The organism is Arthrobacter pascens (genome assembly GCF_030815585.1).
Lineage (GTDB): Bacteria > Actinomycetota > Actinomycetes > Actinomycetales > Micrococcaceae > Arthrobacter > Arthrobacter pascens_A.
The window spans coordinates 3,969,772-3,987,854 of record NZ_JAUSWY010000001.1 but is presented as its reverse complement, the minus strand read 5'-3'; the positions used below and the strand labels follow the sequence as shown (position 1 = coordinate 3,987,854).

At 67.3% G+C, this 18,083-nt stretch carries 18 protein-coding genes; 13 read left to right on the top strand and 5 right to left on the bottom strand.

The window, feature by feature from the left end:
- Window positions 1-74: 74 nt before the first annotated feature.
- Genes QFZ30_RS18405 through QFZ30_RS18375 form a run of 7 tightly spaced genes read left to right on the top strand, consistent with a single transcriptional unit; the run spans window position 75 to window position 6,826 of the window.
- Window positions 75-611 (top strand): D-glycero-alpha-D-manno-heptose-1,7-bisphosphate 7-phosphatase, encoded by a 537-nt coding sequence (locus QFZ30_RS18405; protein WP_307078680.1) that lies wholly within the window; start codon window positions 75-77, stop codon window positions 609-611.
- Entirely contained in the window at window positions 611-1,699 is a 1,089-nt protein-coding gene (locus QFZ30_RS18400; RefSeq protein WP_307078678.1) for a glycosyltransferase family 9 protein, read from the top strand. Before QFZ30_RS18405 ends, QFZ30_RS18400 begins: the two co-directional genes overlap by 1 nt.
- Window positions 1,696-2,730, top strand: coding sequence for a glycosyltransferase (locus tag QFZ30_RS18395; protein ID WP_307078676.1), 1,035 nt, complete (start codon window positions 1,696-1,698; stop codon window positions 2,728-2,730). Before QFZ30_RS18400 ends, QFZ30_RS18395 begins: the two co-directional genes overlap by 4 nt.
- A complete protein-coding gene (locus tag QFZ30_RS18390; protein ID WP_307078674.1) occupies window positions 2,727-3,980 on the top strand; it encodes a glycosyltransferase in 1,254 nt (417 codons plus the stop codon). Before QFZ30_RS18395 ends, QFZ30_RS18390 begins: the two co-directional genes overlap by 4 nt.
- Window positions 3,977-4,696, top strand: a complete 720-nt coding sequence (locus tag QFZ30_RS18385) for a D-sedoheptulose-7-phosphate isomerase (protein ID WP_307078672.1) — start codon at window positions 3,977-3,979, stop codon at window positions 4,694-4,696. Before QFZ30_RS18390 ends, QFZ30_RS18385 begins: the two co-directional genes overlap by 4 nt.
- On the top strand, window positions 4,693-6,069 hold the full coding sequence (rfaE2, locus tag QFZ30_RS18380; protein WP_307078670.1) for a D-glycero-beta-D-manno-heptose 1-phosphate adenylyltransferase: 1,377 nt from the start codon (window positions 4,693-4,695) through the stop codon (window positions 6,067-6,069). Before QFZ30_RS18385 ends, rfaE2 (QFZ30_RS18380) begins: the two co-directional genes overlap by 4 nt.
- 55 nt (window positions 6,070-6,124) lie before the next feature.
- Window positions 6,125-6,826 carry an SDR family oxidoreductase gene (locus QFZ30_RS18375; RefSeq protein WP_307078669.1) on the top strand — a complete coding sequence of 234 codons (702 nt, stop codon included), beginning with the start codon at window positions 6,125-6,127 and terminating at the stop codon, window positions 6,824-6,826.
- Window positions 6,827-6,850: 24 nt separating this feature from the next.
- On the opposite strand, the gene QFZ30_RS18370 is transcribed toward QFZ30_RS18375, so the two are convergent.
- On the bottom strand, window positions 6,851-7,990 hold the full coding sequence (locus tag QFZ30_RS18370; RefSeq protein WP_307078667.1) for a glycosyltransferase family 9 protein: 1,140 nt from the start codon (window positions 7,988-7,990) through the stop codon (window positions 6,851-6,853).
- 152 nt (window positions 7,991-8,142) lie between these two features.
- On the opposite strand from QFZ30_RS18370, the gene QFZ30_RS18365 reads away from it, so the two are divergent.
- From QFZ30_RS18365 to QFZ30_RS18355, 3 genes are read left to right on the top strand one after another with little or no spacing between them, the layout of a single operon-like run.
- A complete protein-coding gene (locus tag QFZ30_RS18365; RefSeq protein ID WP_307078665.1) occupies window positions 8,143-9,618 on the top strand; it encodes an aldehyde dehydrogenase family protein in 1,476 nt (491 codons plus the stop codon).
- Window positions 9,615-11,168: a D-glycero-beta-D-manno-heptose 1-phosphate adenylyltransferase gene (gene rfaE2, locus QFZ30_RS18360; protein WP_307078663.1), complete on the top strand. Its 1,554-nt coding sequence runs from the start codon at window positions 9,615-9,617 to the stop codon at window positions 11,166-11,168. Before QFZ30_RS18365 ends, rfaE2 (QFZ30_RS18360) begins: the two co-directional genes overlap by 4 nt.
- Before the next feature lie 42 nt (window positions 11,169-11,210).
- On the top strand, window positions 11,211-12,131 hold the full coding sequence (locus QFZ30_RS18355; RefSeq protein WP_307078661.1) for a spermidine synthase: 921 nt from the start codon (window positions 11,211-11,213) through the stop codon (window positions 12,129-12,131).
- Between the two features lie 11 nt (window positions 12,132-12,142).
- On the opposite strand, the gene QFZ30_RS18350 is transcribed toward QFZ30_RS18355, so the two are convergent.
- Window positions 12,143-13,126 (bottom strand): LysR family transcriptional regulator, encoded by a 984-nt coding sequence (locus QFZ30_RS18350; RefSeq protein ID WP_307078660.1) that lies wholly within the window; start codon window positions 13,124-13,126, stop codon window positions 12,143-12,145.
- A 129-nt stretch (window positions 13,127-13,255) separates the two neighbouring features.
- Between QFZ30_RS18350 and QFZ30_RS18345 the strand changes: the two genes are divergently transcribed.
- Complete coding sequence (locus QFZ30_RS18345; protein WP_307078658.1) at window positions 13,256-14,638, top strand: MFS transporter; 1,383 nt, start codon at window positions 13,256-13,258, stop codon at window positions 14,636-14,638.
- A gap of 58 nt (window positions 14,639-14,696) precedes the next feature.
- Window positions 14,697-15,446: a 3-hydroxybutyrate dehydrogenase gene (locus QFZ30_RS18340; protein ID WP_307078656.1), complete on the top strand. Its 750-nt coding sequence runs from the start codon at window positions 14,697-14,699 to the stop codon at window positions 15,444-15,446.
- Between the two features lie 6 nt (window positions 15,447-15,452).
- Here the strand turns inward: QFZ30_RS18340 and QFZ30_RS18335 are convergent, their stop codons facing one another.
- The gene (locus tag QFZ30_RS18335; protein WP_307078654.1) at window positions 15,453-15,716 is read right to left on the bottom strand and encodes a hypothetical protein; all 264 of its coding nucleotides are present in this window, start codon (window positions 15,714-15,716) and stop codon (window positions 15,453-15,455) included.
- Between the two features lie 201 nt (window positions 15,717-15,917).
- A complete protein-coding gene (locus QFZ30_RS18330) occupies window positions 15,918-16,295 on the bottom strand; it encodes a winged helix-turn-helix transcriptional regulator (protein ID WP_307078652.1) in 378 nt (125 codons plus the stop codon).
- Between the two features lie 121 nt (window positions 16,296-16,416).
- On the opposite strand from QFZ30_RS18330, the gene QFZ30_RS18325 reads away from it, so the two are divergent.
- Window positions 16,417-17,280, top strand: coding sequence for an SDR family oxidoreductase (locus tag QFZ30_RS18325; RefSeq protein ID WP_307078651.1), 864 nt, complete (start codon window positions 16,417-16,419; stop codon window positions 17,278-17,280).
- A gap of 62 nt (window positions 17,281-17,342) precedes the next feature.
- On the opposite strand, the gene QFZ30_RS18320 is transcribed toward QFZ30_RS18325, so the two are convergent.
- A complete protein-coding gene (locus QFZ30_RS18320; protein WP_307078650.1) occupies window positions 17,343-17,978 on the bottom strand; it encodes a LysE family translocator in 636 nt (211 codons plus the stop codon).
- Window positions 17,979-18,083: the final 105 nt, after the last annotated feature.

Here is an 18,083-nt window from a genome sequence, read left to right as displayed (position 1 = left end):
GTCAGAGGAGTCTAGTCCGGAAGAAAATGCCAGCCACTCTGTTTAGGAGCTGCGGCGCGGGGAACTAGGTGGGTATGGGAAGCTCCGCAACTCCGCAGCTCCGGGCTGTCCTGTTCGACCGGGACGGAACGCTGGTGGTTGACGTGCCCTACAACGGAGACCCCGGCCTGGTCCAGCCCATGCCGGGTGCTAAGGACGTGCTGGATTTACTCCGCCGCCAGGGACTGGCGACGGGAGTGCTTAGCAACCAGTCCGGCGTCGCCCGGGGCATCCTCACCACCGAAGACGTGGCAAGCGTCAACGCCCGGGTTGATGAGCTCCTGGGGCCTTTTGACGTGTGGGAGGTCTGCCCGCACTCGGAGGAGGACGGCTGCGGCTGCCGGAAGCCCGCTCCGGGCATGCTGCACAGCGCCTGCCGGAAACTGGGCATAAGAACCTCGGAGGCCGCGCTGATCGGGGACATCGGCAGTGACGTTCGGGCAGCCGAGGCCGCAGGGGCGAGAGGCGTCCTGGTACCCACGCCGGTGACCCGAGCCGAGGAAGTCAGCGAGTCACGGCTTGTGGCACAGACCCTGGCGCTGGCCGTGGACCTTCTGATGGGGGACGCGTAATGGGACGCCTCCTCGTGGCACGGCTGGACAGCATGGGTGACGTCCTTCTGGCAGGACCGGCAGTGCGCGCCGTGGCCAACGGCCGGCAGCCGGAGGGGAGCCAGCCCAACCATGTGGTGATGGTGTGCGGGCGCCAAGGGGAGGGGGCGGCGTCCATGCTCCCCGGAGTCGCGGAGGTGTACAGCTGGGACTGCCCGTGGATCATGAACCCTGGCCCCAGAATGACCGGGCCGCACGCGGACAGGCTGATCGACTACGTGAGGAACTCCAGGATCACCGAGGCGGTGATCCTGACGTCTTTCCACCAGTCCCCGCTGCCGCTGGCACTGCTGCTGAGGCTGGCAGGAGTGGAACGGATCAGCGGCGCCTCCACTGACTACGCGGGCTCCTTGCTGGACATCAGGCTCAAGCCCGGGGAGGACTTCCCGGAAGACCAGCCAGAGGCAGAGCGCGCGCTGGGGATTGCCCGGGCAGCCGGTTTCAGGCTGCCGGCAGGCGACGACGGCAAGCTCCGGGTGGGCCATGTTCCGGACGTGCAGGAGCTGGTGGGCGACGGCCCGTATGTGGTGGTCCACCCCGGAACTGCCGTCCCGGCCAGGGCCTGGCCGCCGCTCCACCACGCCGCCGCCGTCGAACTCCTCGAGGGCGCCGGTCACCGGGTGGTGGTAACCGGCGGGCCGGACGAGATCCCGCTGACGGCCACTGTGGCAGGCCCGTCGGCCCTTGACCTGGGCGGACGCACGGACCTGGCCACCCTGGCCGGGGTCCTGGCCCGGGCGGACGCGGTGGTCACCGGAAACACCGGGCCGGCCCACTTGGCCGCGGCCGTGGGAACCCCTGTTGCCTGCCTCTTCTCCCCGGTGGTCCCGGCCGTGCGCTGGGCCCCCTACGGCGTGCCCCTGGAACTCCTCGGCGACCAGAACGCCCCGTGCCGGCTTACCAGGGCCCGCGTCTGTCCCGTACCGGGGCACCCCTGCCTGGACACCGTCTCACCGGAGGAGGTTGTACAGGCTGTGGAGCGGCTGATCGGCGGGGTCTCGTCCTTGAGTACCCACGTCAGTACCAGGAGAAAGGCCCGGGACCGATGAGAATCCTGCTGTGGCACGTGCACGGGTCCTGGACGGACGCTTTTGTCCGGGGCCGTCATGAGTACCTGCTTCCCGTCCTGCCGGAGGCGGGCCCCTGGGGCCTCGGCCGCGCCGGCAGGGATTGGCCGGACTCAGCGCGGGAGGTGACCCTGGCGGACCTCGACGCCGATCACGTCGACGCCGTCGTACTCCAGCGTCCGGAGGAAATCGCCGTAGCCGCCAGGGCATTGGGACGGCAGCCTGGCGCGGACCTGCCGGCGCTGTACGTGGAACACAACACGCCGAAGGGCGACTTCCCCTTCAGCCGGCACCCGCTTGCGGACCGGTCGGACATCCCCGTGGTGCACGTAACGCATTTCAACAGGCTCGCCTGGGACTGTGGTTCCGCCCCCACGTTAGTTATCGAGCATGGGATCCCGGACCCCGGGCAGCTCTATTCGGGAGAGCTTCCCGAACTCGGTGTGGTCATCAACGAACCCGTGCGGCGGGGACGGGTGACCGGAACGGACCTCCTGCCCGTTTTCGCCTCCGTTGCGCCGCTGCAGGTCTTTGGCATGAAAACCGAGGGGCTGGCCGCCGTCGCGGGGATAGAGAAGTCCCGGCTCACCGCCCGCGGTGACCTGCAGACGCGCGAACTGCACCGCGAACTGGCCCGTTGCCGGGTCTACCTGCACCCCATGCGCTGGACGTCCCTGGGCCTGTCGCTCCTGGAGGCCATGCACCTCGGAATGCCCGTGGTTGCCTTGGCCACCACTGAAGCGCCGCGGGCGGTGCCCCCGGAAGCCGGCGCCGTCTCGGCCGACGTCGACGAGCTGCTCCGCTGCGCCCGGCGCCTGGTCGCCAACCCGGAAGAAGCACGACGGCGGGGCGCCGCCGCCCGGGAGGCGGCACTGGCACGATATGGGCTGGGCAGATTCCTGGACCGCTGGGACGAAATCCTCTGGGACTTGCACACCACACCCCGGCACACCGGAACCGAACGTCTGGAAGAGAAGATCCTTATTCCGCGGCGAGAGAGGAATACTCCATGAAGATCTCCATGATTTCAGAACACGCCAGCCCGCTGGCGGCCCTGGGCGGGGTGGACGCCGGCGGGCAGAACGTGCATGTTGCCGCATTGTCCGAGGCGCTGGCCAAGAGGGGCCACAGGGTCACTGTCTACACCCGAAGGGACGCAACGGAGCTTCCGTCCAGGGTGAAAGTGGGGCGGCGGCTTGAAGTGGTGCACGTGGAGGCGGGACCGGCCTGCCACATTCCCAAGGATGAGCTGCTTCCGTTCATAGGGGAGCTGGCCGACGGCATCGCCCGGGACTGGGGCGCGCGGCCGCCGGACGTGGTGCACGGCCACTTCTGGATGTCCGGGCTGGCGGCACTGGACGCGGCGCGAAGGGAAGACGCAGGCTACTGCGTCCCCGTCGTCCAAACCTTCCACGCCCTCGGCACCGTCAAGCGCAGGCACCAGGGCCTTGAAGACACCAGCCCGCCGGAACGCCGCTGGCTTGAGCCCGGTGTGGCCCGCTCCGCAGACCGGATCATCGCCACCTGCTCCGATGAGGTCTTCGAACTGAAATCCATGGGCATCAAGACTGGCAAAGTCTCGATTGCACCGTGCGGCGTGGATCTCGGCCTCTTTTCCGCCGAAGGATCCGCGGATCCAAAGCCGCGCAGCTACCGTATCCTCTCGGTTGGCAGGCTGGTTCCGCGCAAGGGGGTGGACCTGGTGATCCGGGCCCTTCCGCTCCTCAGCGACGCGGGGTTCGGCGACGTCGAACTCCTGATTGTGGGCGGCGGCGGCGACTCGCGTGCCCTCCACACCGACCCGGAAGTGCGCCGCCTCCTGGACCTCGCCGCTGAGTTGGGCGTTTCGGACCGGATTTCGCTTCAGGGGCAGGTGCCACGGGCGGCAATGCCCGGGATCTTCCGGAGCGCGGACGCCGTGGTCTGCGCGCCCTGGTACGAGCCTTTCGGCATTGTCCCGCTGGAGGCGATGGCGTGCGGGGTGCCGGTGGTGGCGGCCGCCGTGGGTGGGCTCCGTGACACGGTGGTGGACCACAACACGGGGCTGCACGTGCCACCCCGGGACCCGGAAGCGATCGCGTCCGCGCTCGCCCTCCTGCTGGGCGACTCCGCCCTGCGGGCAGAACTTGGGGCCGCAGGGCAGCAGCGTGCGGGCTCACGGTATTCGTGGGACCGGGTGGCTGCCGAAACTGAAAAGGCGTATCAGCTGGCAGCTGCAGGAATGTCGGCCGACAGGGTATCGATGGAAGGAGCGGCGCTATGACTGCCGAATGGTCCCTCCGGGAGGCCGACCTCCCGGACCTCGCGCTTCCTTCCGCACGGGTGTCCGCACTGCCTTCCATACAAGACAGCCCAGGCTCCGTGGATGCCGGGTCCGTGGACGCCGTGCGGGTGCATCTGGACAACGTCCTTCCTGCACTGGAATCCCTCCGCAGCCAGTCCGGCCGCCTCGCCGCCTGGGGCGTGGAGCTGGCGCAGCGGCTGCTCCGGGGGCAACGGCTCCTGGCCGCCGGCAACGGCGGGTCAGCGGCCGAGGCCCAGCACCTGACCGCTGAACTGGTGGGGCGGTTCGACGGCGAGCGTATCCCGTTTTCCGCCATCTCGCTGCACGCAGAGACCTCGGCGGTGACGGCCATTGCCAATGACTACGGCTACGACGAGCTGTTCGCCCGGCAGGTCCGTGCCCACGGCCGGTCCGGTGACGTGCTGGTCCTGTTGTCCACGAGCGGCAAGAGCCCCAACCTGCTGCGCGCAGTGGAAGCAGCCTCCCGGCTCAACGTCACCACGTGGGCGTTGACGGGTCCGGGACCCAACCCCCTGGCCACGGCCTGTGACGAGGCGGTGATGATCGACGCCGTCAATGCCAACGCGCAGGAAGGCCACCTGATCGCGCTGCACGCCGTTTGCCGGGCCTTCGACCTGGAGGTCAGCCGGCGCAGTGCCGGCATGCCTGCAAGTGAATGGGATGGCAGGCCATGAGGATCGTGGTGGTGGGGGACGTGATCCTGGATGTTGACCTGTCCGGAGAGGCCACCCGACTGACCCCCGATGCGCCGGTTCCTGTTGTTGACGTTTCCGGCATCAGGCGCCGCGCCGGCGGCGCCGGACTGGTGGCCCGGATGCTGGCCGAAGACGGCTGGCCGGTCACCCTGGTGACGGTGCTGGCAGACGACGACGCCGGGCGGCAGCTGGAGGCGGCGCTCGCGGGAGTGCGGCTCGTGGCCGGTCCCAGCAGCTTCCCGTCGCCGGTCAAGACCCGCGTCCGGGCCGGATCGCACCCCGTGGTCCGTTTTGACCAGGGCTGCGGCAGGACGCCGGTCCCGGACGTCACCCCCGCGATGCTGAGGGCGGTGGAGAAAGCCGAAGCCATCATTGTGGCCGACTATGGACGCGGCCTGGCAGCCAACCCACAGCTCCGGGAACTGTTGGCAAGACTGGCGGATGAGGTGCCCATTGTGTGGGACCCGCATCCCTCGGGAGCTCCTCCCGTTCCCGGGGTTGCCGTGGTGACACCGAATCTTTCGGAGGCGCACCAGGCCGCCAGGAGCCCCGCCGGGTCCCTGGAGCAGGCTTCTTCTGACGGGGCAGGTGAGGTTGCAGGCATCCTGCTGGACCAGTGGCGAAGCCGGGCCGTCCTGGTGACCACGGGGGAGCGCGGAGCCGTTCTGCTGCGTCGGCGCGACCGGGCGCCGCGGCAGGTTCCGGCACCCCGGGTTGAGGTGGCCGATCCCTGCGGGGCAGGTGACAGGCTCGCGGCCAGCCTGGCCGTCCACCTGGCGGACGGCCGTGACCTTGAGGACGCTGCCGTGCTTGCCGTCCATGAGGCGGCGGATTTCCTGGCCGCCGGAGGAGTGGCATCGCTGCCGGAGCCGGCCCCGGGCAAAGCCAGGCACCGCACCACTGAGCCGCTGCTGCTGGCCCGCGGCATCCGTGAGAACGGCGGCATGGTGGTTGCCACAGGAGGCTGCTTCGACCTGCTGCACGCTGGCCACGTCAGGTCCCTTGCCGCCGCCCGCGAACTGGGCGACTGCCTGATTGTCTGCCTTAACTCCGACGCTTCGGTGCACCGGCTAAAGGGCGATCAGCGCCCCATTATGAACCAGCAGGACCGGGCTGAACTCTTGCTGGCGCTGGAGTGCGTGGATGCCGTCATGATCTTCGATGAAGACACCCCGGAGGCCGCCCTGGACCGCCTGCGCCCTGACATCTGGGTGAAGGGCGGCGACTACAAAGGCGCCCGTCTGCCCGAGGCCGAGCTGGTGGAGAGCTGGGGAGGCCGCTGCGTCACCGTCCCGTACCATCCGGCCCGCTCCACAACAGGCCTGGCGGACGCCCTCGCCAAGGTCAGCTGAAACCCAGCGTCAGCTGAACCGCTTTCCGCACCTATCCCTGAGCGAAAGGAACACCATGAACACCGAGACATCCTGGCCTGGCCGGGTCCTGGTTACCGGAGGCGCCTCCGGACTGGGGGCCGCCGTCGTCGAAGCCGTCCTGAGGGCTGGCGGCACACCGGTGGTGCTGGACCGCGACATCACCAGCGTTGCGGCGGTGAAGGCGTTCGAGGTTGACGTTTCGGACCGCCTCGCGGTGGAACGGACCGTCCAGGAGGCCGCAGAGTCCCTGGGCGGGCTGGATGCTGTGGTCACTGCAGCGGGAATCGACCGCTGCGGCAAGCTGGCGGACGTTGCGGCCGATGAATGGGAGAAGGTCATCGGCGTGAACCTGCTGGGCACGGTTTCCGTGGTCCGGGCCGCGCTGCCCTACCTCAAGGCCTCGCGGGGCCGGGTGGTGACGGTGGCCTCCACCCTGGGGAAGCGCGCGGTGGCGGATGCCACGGCGTACTGCGCCTCCAAGTTCGGCGTGGTGGGCTTCAGCCATGCCTTGGCGGCCGAGACCGCTGGGCTGATCGGCGTGACCACTTTGATCCCCGGCGGCATGAAAACCCACTTCTTTGATGACCGGACCGAGCAGTACAAGCCCCAGGATGATTCGCGGCTCAACAGCCCGGGCAACGTGGCTCAGGCCATCCTGTTTGTGCTTTCGCAGCCCACCGGGTGCGAGGTGCGGGAGATGTTGATCTGCCATGCGGAGGAGGGGTCCTGGCCCTAAGGGATGCTGGGAACCGGGGCCGGACTACCGCCCCAGCAGGCTCCGGACATCGTCGTAGACATTCTCGGGCCGAATGCCTGCCACCAGGCTTTCTTCATGCGGGCAACGCGGCGCGGTCCACCCCACTTGGGTGACGTCCGCGCCGCATGACGGGCAATGGGTCGTCCACGAGAGGTGCAGCCGGTGGCGGCCACGGCCAAGCGGCGCTGAGGTCAGGGCATTGCCGACCCAGTAGATCCCCACGGTCCGTGCACCCACTGCCTGCGCGAGGTGCCGTGGCCCGCTGTCGTTGGCCAGGACAACGTCGGCGCGGGCAAGCAGCGCCGCCAGGTCACCCATCCGCAGCCGCCCGGCCAAGGAGGCCACCCTCTTCTCGGACTTACTGTCACTCTTCCCGGCGGAGAGTCCGACGGCGGCAGCCACCACCGTGTCCGCCAGCCCGGTCTCGCTCCGGTCACCGACCACCAGGACCTGGCAGCCGCCGTCGGCCGCTGCCCGGGCGACGGCCGCGAAACTGGCCGCCGGCCAGCGGCGGCGGGGATCACTGGCCCCTGGATGGATCACCAGGAGGGGAGCGCCGTTTGGCGGCAGCACCGACCCCAATGTGGCGGGCAACCCGGCCATGAATCTGTCCTGCGGGCGCAGCCTCGCCTCCAGAGCCACGGGCGGAGCGCCGGCCAGGCCGGCCACCTCCAAGGCGCGCATGGGTTCGTGCTGGTAGAGCGTGTACGGGAGCGTCCGCTCCAACGGGGCGGCGTCCGGGGTGGCGGATCCGGCAGTATGCCGCGCGCCCAGCCGCAGCAGGAAGGGGTTGGAGTAGCGGCCGCCGCCATGGAGCTGGACAGCCAGGTCAAAGTGGCGTTCGTTCGCGGCGCTAAGGAACTGCCCGGTGGCCGCGGGGTCTTCCTCTCCCGGCCGCACGCCTTCCGCAAAGGGCAGCACCATCACGTCGTCCACGGGGCTCCGCGTCTCAGATACCAGGGCCTGGTGGACGGGGGTCCCCAGCAGGGTCAGCGTGGCTCCAGGGTAGGCGGCCTTCAGGGCGGTCACGGCGGGGAGCGCGAACATCAGGTCGCCCAGCCCTCCACCGCGGAGCAGTGCGATCCGGGAGATGTCCGGGAAGGTATCAAGCACCGGTCCGATGCCGCTCTCGCCAGGTTCCATCCGCCCGCTCCTCCCGTCTGCCTGCTGCCACCCTACGGACGCGCGGCGTCCCTGGCCAGCACTGGATTCCCGTTTGCCCGCCACCGTGTAAACGCCGGCTCCCGGGGTACGGGACTGCAAGGAGAAGTACGTACGGGAGGAGTTCCATGCATATGGCTGCCACGCAAACGACGGCTGCGCCACCAACCGCTTCCGAAGCCCGCCCCAAAGGTTCCCGGGTCACCATCAGGGATCCCCGCACCGGCGAAATCCTTTGGTCCGTCCCGGAGGCCGAGCCGCCTGCCATAACCCACGCCGTAGAGGTGGCCAGGAGTGCGGCGGGCCAGTGGGCCGTTGTGGCTCCGGCTGAGAGGGGCTCCTGCCTGCGGGCCGCGGCGCGCGCGCTCCAGGCTGCCGCCTCGGAACTCGCCGGGCTCAACAGCAGTGAAACCGGACGCCCTGTGGAGGAAGCACTGGCCGGGATCGCGGCCGGGGCTTCCACCTTGGAGCAATACGCCGAACTTGGACCAGTCCACCGCGGACACAGCCTTCGAGGCAACCAGCTCGCCTCTGACTACACCGTGGCCGAGCCCCGTGGCGTGGCTGTTCTCCTGACACCGTGGAACGATCCCGTGGCGGTGGCCTGCGGACTGATCGGCGCCGCCCTGGTCACGGGCAACACCGTGGTGCACAAACCGAGCGAACGCTGCCCCCGCCTGGGCGAAGCCCTGGGGGAGGTGCTGGCCCCGGCCTTCCCGCCCGGCGTGCTGCAAACCGTTTCCGGCGGTGCCCGCGTGGGTGAACTCCTGACCACGGCCGGGGTGGATGTCATCGCACACGTGGGTTCAAGCGCTTCCGGAGCACGGATTGCCAGCGCGGCGGTCAGCACCGGCGCACACTCCATCCGGGAGAACGGCGGGAACGATCCGCTCCTGGTGGACGGGGACGTGGACCCTGCCTGGGCTGCCGGGCAGGCTGCCATCGGTGCCTTCAGCAACAGCGGCCAGATCTGCACCTCGGTGGAACGGATCTACGTCCATGAAGCCATTGCGGCTGAATTCTGCGCCGCGCTGGAAGCCGAGGCCGCGCTCCGCAACAGCAACGGCACGGTAGCGCCGCTGGTGGATACCCGGCTGCGGGAGTCCGTTCACGCGCAGGTGGCCCAGGCCGTGGAGCTCGGTGCGCATGCGGTGGAAGGCGGAGCTGTTCCCGAGGGCCAGGGCGCCTTCTATCCCGCAACCGTGCTGCTGGGCTGCACGGACACCATGCAGGTGATGACGGAGGAAACCTTCGGTCCCGTGGCGCCGGTTCAGGTAGTGCCGAGTTTCGATGCTGGCCTGCGGCAGGCCTGCAGCGGCCGCTATGGCCTGGCCGCCACCGTGCTCACGGGGAACATTGCCCATGTCCAGCACGCCATCGCTGCCCTACCGGTAGGAACGGTGAAGGTCAACGAGGTGTTCGGCGGCGCACCGGGCGGGTCGGCCCAACCCCGAGGGGAGAGCGGGCAGGGCTTCGGCTATGGCCCGGAGCTCCTGGATGAGTTCACCCGCGTGAAGGTAGTGCACGTGGCTGCGCCGCCGCCTTTCGCCCTGCAGTTGCCGGGCGAGCAGCTTGCGGACATGGAGCGTTCTGATTTGGACCAGCCGTGAGCCCGCAGGAACCATCCGGCCGGGGCGGACTCTCCGGCCAGCGGGCATTGTCCGAGTGGCTGCCCAGGCGCCTGGCCGCTGAGAGCCCTGCCATCACGGTGATCGGCGATGTGATGCTGGATGGCTGGTGGAACGGAAACATCGAACGGCTGTGCCGCGAGGCGCCCGCACCGGTGGTGGACGTGACCACGCGGGAATTCGCCCCGGGTGGCGCTGCCAATACCGCCATGAACCTGGCCGCCTTGGGTGCACGCGTGTCCGTGGCGGGCATCATCGGAACCGACGACGCCGGTGTGACGCTGCGGAAGAAACTGATGGAGGCGGGTATCGACGTCCGGAACCTGTACGACCATCCGTCCATGGTCACCACCACCAAGATCCGGATCAGCAGCGGCGGCCAGGTGATGCTGCGGATTGATGATTCGGCCAGTGCAGTCCCGGAGGAGGCGCTGGCCGCGCTGGCCGCTTCAGTCCGCGCCGCCGTCGAACTTCAGGAAGCGGTGCTGGTGTGTGACTACGGAACCGGAGTCCTGGTCGATCCGGTCCGCAGTAGCCTCATTGCGGCGCTTGCGGTGCGGGGAGCCGACGGGGCGGAAGGCGCAACAGCCCGCCCGCTGACCGTGATTGACGCCCATGACCCGCGTCCGTGGGCCGGGCTTCAGCCAGACCTGGTCACCCCCAACGCCCAGGAAGCCGCCCGGATGCTTGACCTTCGCCTGCCAGACGGAGCGGGGAGGGTCGACGCCGTGGCCCGGCACCGGGAGGCGCTGCTGGCGGCCACGGGCGCCCGGGCCGTGGTGGTTACCCTGGACCGGGACGGGACCGTGCTCTTCTCGGCGGACGGAGGCTCGCACCGGACCTGGGCGCGGCCAGCCGCTGAAAAACAGGCGTCCGGTGCCGGTGACACCTTTGTTGCTGCGCTGACACTGGCCCATTCTGCTGGCCTTCCATTGACGGCCAGCCTGGACCTGGCGCAGGCAGCCGCGGACGTGGTGGTGCACCAGCCAGGGACGTCCGTCTGCAGCACGGCCCAGCTGAGCCGCCACCTGGCGAGTTTTGCGGACACGGCGCTCAGTGCGGAGGAACTGATACGGCAGCTGGAAGTGCACCGGTCCCAAGGCCAGCGGATCGTGCTGACCAACGGCTGCTTCGACGTGCTGCACAGCGGCCACACACGGTACCTCAACCAGGCCAAGCAGCTCGGCGATGTGCTGGTGGTTGCCCTCAACAGCGACGAATCAGTGCGCAGGCTCAAAGGTCCCGGCCGGCCCATCAACGCCGTGGCTGACCGGGCCGCGGTGATCGCCGCACTCAGCTGCGTGGATTACGTGACAGTTTTTGATACCCCTACGGCCATTCCATTGATCGAGCAGCTCAGGCCCGAGGTCTATGCCAAGGGCGGGGACTACACCCCTGAGATGCTGGAGGAGACGAAATCCGTGGAAGACTACGGCGGGCGGGTGGCCATCTTGGACTACGTTGCGGAGCGTTCCACCACCGCCGTGGTGAAGCGGATCAGGGACGGCAAAGAGGCATCGCCGGCCAACTAGCGTCAACTAGTGTTGGACCATGACTGATGCGGGACACTGGTAATGGCGAAACGCGGCAAGTCAGGCGGCCGGAACGGTGAACGTTCGATGGCGGGCGTGGTGGAAGTACCCAAGGGAACCCGGCCGGATGGCCCGGTTGAGGGCGTCTACTACATCGATACGGGCGACTGCGAACTGATTGCGGACCAGGACAATTCCAACGGCTGGCTCCTGAAGATCAACGGTGTGATGAGTTCCCATATCGACCTCGCTGATCCGCTTTTCCTGGATTTTGAGTACATGCGCTGGATGGCGGCACTTATCGAATCGCGCTGGCCGCCGAAGCCCAAAACGGGCCCGGCGGCACGGCTGCGCGGCCTGCACCTTGGCGGCGGGGCCTGTTCCCTGGCCCGCTACTTCCACGGGGCCTACCCCGATGCGCGCCAGGTGGTGGTGGAGCTCGACGGAAAGCTGGCGGAGTACGTCCGCGGCTGGTTCGATCTTCCCAAGGCGCCGCTGCTTCGCCTACGGGTGGGGGAGGCCCGCGAGGTCACCGAAACGCTCACGGCCGACACCCGCGACTTCATCATCCGGGACGTTTTTGCCGGTGCGCTGACACCCAGGCCGCTCACCACCAGGGAGTTCAATGAGCACGTCCGGCGGGTCCTTGCGCCCGGCGGCATGTACGTGGTGAATTCCGGCGACGCCCCGGACTTGAAGAATGCGCGCGAGGACGCCGCCACCATCGCGGCGTCTTTCGAGCACACCGTCATCATCGCCGATCCCGCGATGCTCAAGGGCCGCCGCTACGGCAACATGGTGATGGCCGGCAGCGATATACCGTTCGACGGCGACCCCCAGCTGGCCCGCCGCCTGCTGGGCGGAGCGGTCCCGGCCCATATTTGGAACGATGCCCAGGTGCGCGCCTTCGCCGCGGGATCCCCCGTGCGCCACGACCCTCCCACCCCGTCGATTGCTCCGTAACCGCCCTTTTTTCAGGAGGGCGGTTTGGGCCCGCGCCGGCGGGGTTCCCTGGCCGAACTTGTGAGGTTAGGGGGCCGGTGGGGAGCAATCGATGAGGTTCCGGCCCGGCCCAGGAGCGCCTCGCGGTGCGCCGCCGTCTGGTCCCGCAGCGCCTGCACAACGGCGGCCACCGCAGGGCGGCGCATCGAGTCCGGCCGCAGCACCATCCAGTAGGGGAGCAGCTCGGCGAAGTCAGCAGGGAGGAGCCGGACCAGGTCGCCGTGCAGATCGCCCATAAAACAGGGCAGGAATCCGATGCCTGCACCGGCCCGGGTGGCTTCCACGTGGACGAAGACGTTGGTGGAGGTCAGCCCTTCCCGCATCGCCGGCACCAGCCGCCGGGGTGCATCAAGATCGTCAACCTGCAGCATGGAATCCACGAAGTAAACCAGCGGGTGCTCGGACAGCTCCGCGACGCTGGCTGGCTTCCCGTTCTCTGCCAGGTACGAACGCGAGGCGTACATTCCCAACATGTATTCGCCCAGCCGGATCGCTTCGGCCCGGTGGACCTGCGGTTCCCCCACCACCACTTCGATGTCCAGGCCGGAGCGCTGCTGGAGCGCCCGCCGAGTCATGGTCACCACCTCGACGCTGAGCCCGGGATGGTCCCGGCGCAGCCGTGCCACGGCCGGGGCGGCGATGTATGCACTGAATCCGTCAGTTGCGGTCATGCGCACGACGCCGGTAATCGGGTCGGGTGCCTTGCCGGCAGGTCCCAGCGCACTCACCGCCGCTTCCACCTGCTCTGCCACCCGGACGGCTTGGGTGCCGAGATCTGTCAGCTCCCAGCCTCCCGTTGCGCGGGCCAGGACGCGGCCGCCCAATGCCTTTTCCAGGGCCGCTATCCGCCGTGAAACGGTGGTGTGGTTCAATCCCAAGGCTTGCGCCGCCGTCGTAAATTTAGCTGAGCGGGATACCGCAAGCAGTACCAGCAGATCATCCGGATTGGCATTCATATCTGCAATTGTGCACATGAGAGGTGCTGTTTTGGTTATTGAGTGCACATGTCTGTGCAGCAATACTCAGTGGAGCCATTGGTGCTGTGGATCACAGCGCGTGTCAATGTGGACACTAAGGAGAAACTCATGAGCGTAGAGCAGCGCTCGGCAAACAATGCCGCCGGATCCTCACCCAAGGGATCCGGACTGAAGAAGATCGTGGCTGCCTCCATGGTGGGCACAGTGGTGGAATGGTACGAATTCTTCCTCTACGCCACCGCCGCAACCCTGGTGTTCGGCAAATACTTCTTCCCCGCCAGCGGCAACGAGCTGGACGGGATCATCCAGGCGTTCCTCACCTATGCCGTGGGCTTCGTGGCACGTCCCCTCGGCGGGATCGTGTTCGGCCAGATCGGCGACAAGCTGGGGCGCAAGCCCACCTTGCAGCTGACCATCGTCATCGTAGGGGTGGCCACCTTCCTGATGGGCTGCCTCCCGGGCTTTGCCGACATCGGCTACCTGGCCCCCGCACTGCTGGTGGCCCTCCGGTTCATCCAGGGCTTCGCGCTCGGCGGTGAATGGGGCGGCGCGGTGCTGCTGGTCGCCGAACACAGCCCCAACGCATCGCGCGGTTTCTGGTCCAGCTGGCCGCAGGCTGCAGTACCGGTGGGCAACCTCCTAGCCACGCTGGTGCTGTTCATCATGTCTACGGCCCTCAGCCCTGAGGCGTTCCTGGGCTGGGGCTGGCGCGTGGCGTTCTGGCTCTCCGCAGTGATCGTGTTCGTGGGCTATTACATCCGCACCCATGTCACCGAGGCACCCATCTTCCTGGAGGCCAAGGCCCTGGTCGAGAAGGAACAGGCTGTCAGTTACGGCGTCTTCGAGGTGGTGCGCAAGTACCCCAAGGGCATCCTGCAGGCCATGGGACTGCGCTTCGCCGAGAACATCATGTACTACCTCGTGGTCAGCTTCGCCATTGTCTACCTCAAGAGCGTGCACAAGTACGACACGTCTTCGCTGCTGCTGGCGCTCCTGATCGCGCACGTGATCCACTTCCTGGTGATCCCGCAAGTGGGCCGGCTCGTGGATTCGCTGGGACGGAAGCCTGTCTACCTGTTCGGTGCCATCGCCGGCGCCGCCTGGCCGTTCTTCGCCTTCCCCATGTTCGACACCCGCAACGCCGTGGTGATCGTGGCCGCCGTGACCATCGGCCTGTGCCTGCATGCCTTTATGTATGCAGGACAGCCCGCCATCATGGCCGAGTTGTTCCCCACCCGGATGCGCTACTCGGGCGTTTCCCTGGGTTCACAGGTGACGTCCATTTTCGCCGGTTCGCTGGCTCCGCTCCTGGCAACCCAATGGCTCAAGGACACCGGATCCTGGGTTCCAACCGCCATCTACCTCGTCGTTGCCTGCGCCATCACCACCGCGGCAGTGCTGAGCCTGAAGGAAACCAAGGGCATCGCGCTCGAGGAAGTGGACAAGGCCGACGCCGTCCGCGAGGGACTGCTCCCCGCCGGCTCACGCTGAGCTGCCTGAGCTGTTGACCGGTCTGATGAATGTGCACACGACGAGAGCCGGGATTGCCATGGAAAACAGTTTGAACGGCCGCAAGGCCCTAGTGACCGGCGGAGCCAGCGGAATCGGCGCAGCATGCGTCCGGGAATTGGCGTCCCGCGGCGCGAAGGTGGTGGTGGCCGACGTCGACTCCGCCGGCGCCGCCGCCCTCGCCGACGAAGTGGGCGGCACCTCCTGGGCCGTTGACCTGCTGGACGTGGACACGCTCGCCACCCTGAGCCTGGACTGCGACATCCTGGTGAACAACGCCGGGATCCAGCGGATCAGTCCCATTGAGGAGTTTGATCCGGCGGAGTTCCGCCGGATCATCGCCCTCATGCTGGAGGCGCCGTTCCTGCTGATCCGCGCCGCCCTGCCGCACATGTATGACAACGGGTTCGGCCGCATCATCAACGTGTCCTCCGTGCACGGGATCCGTGCCTCCCCGTTCAAGAGCGCGTACGTTTCCGCCAAGCATGGCCTGGAGGGCCTGAGCAAGGTGACGGCGCTTGAGGGCGGGAAGCACGGAGTCACCTCCAACTGCATCAACCCCGGCTATGTCCGCACCGCGCTGGTGGAGAAGCAGATCGCGGACCAGGCGCAGGTGCACGGCATCCCCGAGTCCGAGGTGCTGACCAAGGTGATGCTCACCGAGTCCGCCATCAAGCGGCTGGTGGAGCCGGAAGAGGTGGCGTCCCTGGTGGCCTGGCTTGCCTCGGATCACGCAGGCATGGTCACCGGGGCCAGCTACACCATGGACGGTGGCTGGTCCGCGCGCTAGCTTCACTCAATCCAGCCGTTTTAGCTGCCGGTGGTCGTAAAAGAACACCCCTGCCGCGGTTCCCAGTTCCACCGACGAGCCGCGGCTGGACATCACGACCCCTTCATGCCGGCCGTTGAATGGATCGTCTCCCACCACGGCATCTCCCACCCGGTAAGGGCACTTCGGGCCGAGAGTCGTCCGGACCTGGTCCCAGGCGGTGAGGATGAGGTTGGAAAGTGTGATGGGCCTTCCCATGCTGGCCAGGTCCTGTACATGTGCTTTCACCATGCAAACCACTCCTTGAAAGCGGCGTGCAGCCGCTCAGCGAGGTGCGGTTGCCGGAACGCTCCCAGCGTGAGGATGGTCCTCCAATTCCTGGCTGGCACCTTACGGATACTCTAGGCGCTATTCACACCAGTCACACCAATAACATGTACTCGTTTTGGCGGAGGCCCACTACTTGGGTGACCAGTCAGCCTGGCCGCTGGTTCACGGCCGGCCATTGAGGATGTCATCGGCGTTGTTGTAGGCCCAGGTGACCAGGGGAACCAGGAGGGCGGTCAATTCATAGCCGCGGTCCGTCAGGCTGTAGTCCACATGGGGTGGAATCACCGGCTGCGGCTTCCGCAGCACCAGGCCATCGCGTTCCAGGGTCTTGAGCGTCTGCGCCAGCATTTTCTCGCTGATGCCGTCGGCCCGGCGCCGGAGTTCGCTCCAGCGGTGCTCGCCTTCCGAGAGTGCCACCAGGATGAGCACGCCCCATTTGCTGGTGATATGGTCCAGGACCGTCCGGCTGGGGCACCCGGCCGCGAACACGCCGTCGGCAAGGTCCGTCTTTAGATGAGCCGGCAATACATTCGCTTCCATGGTCATATCTTACCAAAAGGTCAGTACCTTACTTAAAAGTGCGTACTCTCTTTCAGGAAGTAATCCGACAGACGGCTGGTTGTGCACGGTGACCCCTTACAAATGGTGAAAGGAAACAACCATGAGCATCGTCATCACCGGAGCAACCGGACAGCTTGGCCGACACGTTGTGGAGGCCCTGCTGCAGCGCAACGTACCCGCCGGCGAGATCGTGGCCGCTGGCCGCTCGATCGAGAAGCTGGCCGACTTCGCAGCCCGCGGCGTGCAGGTCAAGCCGATGGACTACACGGACCCCGCGTCGGTGGCGCAGGCGCTGCAGGGCGCCAGCAAAGTCCTCCTGATCTCCAGCAGCGAAGTGGGCCAGCGGCTGGACCAGCACCGCACGGTGATTGAGGCAGCCAAAGCCGAGGGCGTCGAGCTGGTTGCGTACACCAGCATCGCCAACGCTGACACCACAGGCATGAAGCTGGCGGCTGAGCACCAGGCAACCGAGGCCATCCTCAAGGATTCCGGCGTCCCGTTCGCTATCCTCCGCAACAGCTGGTACCTGGAAAACTACACCGACCAGCTTCCGGGCACACTGGCCCAGGGTGCCATCGCCGGAAGTGCCGGCGAGGGCAAGGTCAGCGCCGCGCCCCGTGCGGACTACGCCGAGGCGGCCGCGGCCGTCCTTGTCGCCGAGAACCAGGCCGGCAAGGTCTATGAACTGGGCGGGGACCACGCCTTCACACTCGCCGAGCTCGCGCAGGAAATCAGCGCCGCCGCCGGCAAGCCAGTGACATACCAGGACCTCCCCGCCGAGGACTATGCCGGGCTGCTGACCGGATTCGGGGTTCCGCAACCCTTCGCCGACATTCTGGCGGACTCGGACCTCGGCATCGCCCGCGGCGACCTCCTGGTCAGCGGCTCTGATCTCCGCGAACTGATCGGCCGGCCTTCGACGCCGATGCCCGCCGCCGTCCGTTTGGCCGTCGCCTCAGCCTGACCGGCACAAATAATCTGAGCGACGCAGTGCGGTAAGTCCTGGTTGCCTGCTTGGCCGGGCAACTAGGACTTGCTGCCAGTCAGGGCCAAGGTCCCGCCGAGACCGATCATCAGGGCCCCGCCTGTTGCCTCCACCGCTGAAATCCGGCGCGGAGACCGGGCAAACCATTGGCGGGCTGACCCTGCTGCGATGGCCCAGAGGCTGTCCGAAACTATGGCGATCAGCAGGAACACCGCACCCAGCAGCGCCAGCTGGAACGGTATGGACCCGGACGGGTAGTCCACAAACTGCGGCAGCACGGCAACGAAGAACACCACTGACTTGGGGTTGGTGGCGCCTACAACCAGACCCTCGCCCATCAGTCGTCGAGGCGAGGAGGCCACCGGCTGACGCCCGGCGGATACGTGGTGACGCCGGTGCCGGATGGCTTTGATGCCGAGATAGACGAGATAGCCAGCGCCCGCCAGCTTCACCACACTGAAGAGGACCATCGACTGTGCCACGATGATGCCTACTCCGAGCGCGACGCCGGCCACTTGCACCAGTTGCCCGGCCGCATTGCCCAGAACGGTAAGGACACCGCCCTTCCAGCCGAGCGCCAGGGAACGGCCGATCACAAACAGGACGCTGGGGCCCGGCACGGCTATCAGCACCACGGACGCAAGCGCAAAGGCCAGCAGGTTGGAGAGCGGAACCATGCCTGATATTAGCTCCGGCAGGGGCAGGACGGCACTGCTTGTGGATGAACTGTCTCTGTTTGAAGTGCTTGTGGTTGAAGCACTGCGCTACTGGCGGCGGCGTGC

Bases quoted from the DNA above. Each gene is read 5' to 3' on its own strand.
- QFZ30_RS18405 (WP_307078680.1), top strand. From the start codon at position 75: ATGGGAAGCTCCGCAACTCCGCAGCTCCGGGCTGTCCTGTTCGACCGG.
- QFZ30_RS18400 (WP_307078678.1), top strand. From the start codon at position 611: ATGGGACGCCTCCTCGTGGCACGGCTGGACAGCATGGGTGACGTCCTT.
- QFZ30_RS18395 (WP_307078676.1), top strand. From the start codon at position 1,696: ATGAGAATCCTGCTGTGGCACGTGCACGGGTCCTGGACGGACGCTTTT.
- QFZ30_RS18390 (WP_307078674.1), top strand. From the start codon at position 2,727: ATGAAGATCTCCATGATTTCAGAACACGCCAGCCCGCTGGCGGCCCTG.
- QFZ30_RS18385 (WP_307078672.1), top strand. From the start codon at position 3,977: ATGACTGCCGAATGGTCCCTCCGGGAGGCCGACCTCCCGGACCTCGCG.
- rfaE2 (WP_307078670.1), top strand. From the start codon at position 4,693: ATGAGGATCGTGGTGGTGGGGGACGTGATCCTGGATGTTGACCTGTCC.
- QFZ30_RS18375 (WP_307078669.1), top strand. From the start codon at position 6,125: ATGAACACCGAGACATCCTGGCCTGGCCGGGTCCTGGTTACCGGAGGC.
- QFZ30_RS18370 (WP_307078667.1), bottom strand. From the start codon at position 7,990: ATGGAACCTGGCGAGAGCGGCATCGGACCGGTGCTTGATACCTTCCCG.
- QFZ30_RS18365 (WP_307078665.1), top strand. From the start codon at position 8,143: ATGGCTGCCACGCAAACGACGGCTGCGCCACCAACCGCTTCCGAAGCC.
- QFZ30_RS18355 (WP_307078661.1), top strand. From the start codon at position 11,211: ATGGCGAAACGCGGCAAGTCAGGCGGCCGGAACGGTGAACGTTCGATG.
- QFZ30_RS18350 (WP_307078660.1), bottom strand. From the start codon at position 13,126: ATGAATGCCAATCCGGATGATCTGCTGGTACTGCTTGCGGTATCCCGC.
- QFZ30_RS18345 (WP_307078658.1), top strand. From the start codon at position 13,256: ATGAGCGTAGAGCAGCGCTCGGCAAACAATGCCGCCGGATCCTCACCC.
- QFZ30_RS18340 (WP_307078656.1), top strand. From the start codon at position 14,697: ATGGAAAACAGTTTGAACGGCCGCAAGGCCCTAGTGACCGGCGGAGCC.
- QFZ30_RS18335 (WP_307078654.1), bottom strand. From the start codon at position 15,716: ATGGTGAAAGCACATGTACAGGACCTGGCCAGCATGGGAAGGCCCATC.
- QFZ30_RS18330 (WP_307078652.1), bottom strand. From the start codon at position 16,295: ATGGAAGCGAATGTATTGCCGGCTCATCTAAAGACGGACCTTGCCGAC.
- QFZ30_RS18325 (WP_307078651.1), top strand. From the start codon at position 16,417: ATGAGCATCGTCATCACCGGAGCAACCGGACAGCTTGGCCGACACGTT.
- QFZ30_RS18320 (WP_307078650.1), bottom strand. From the start codon at position 17,978: ATGGTTCCGCTCTCCAACCTGCTGGCCTTTGCGCTTGCGTCCGTGGTG.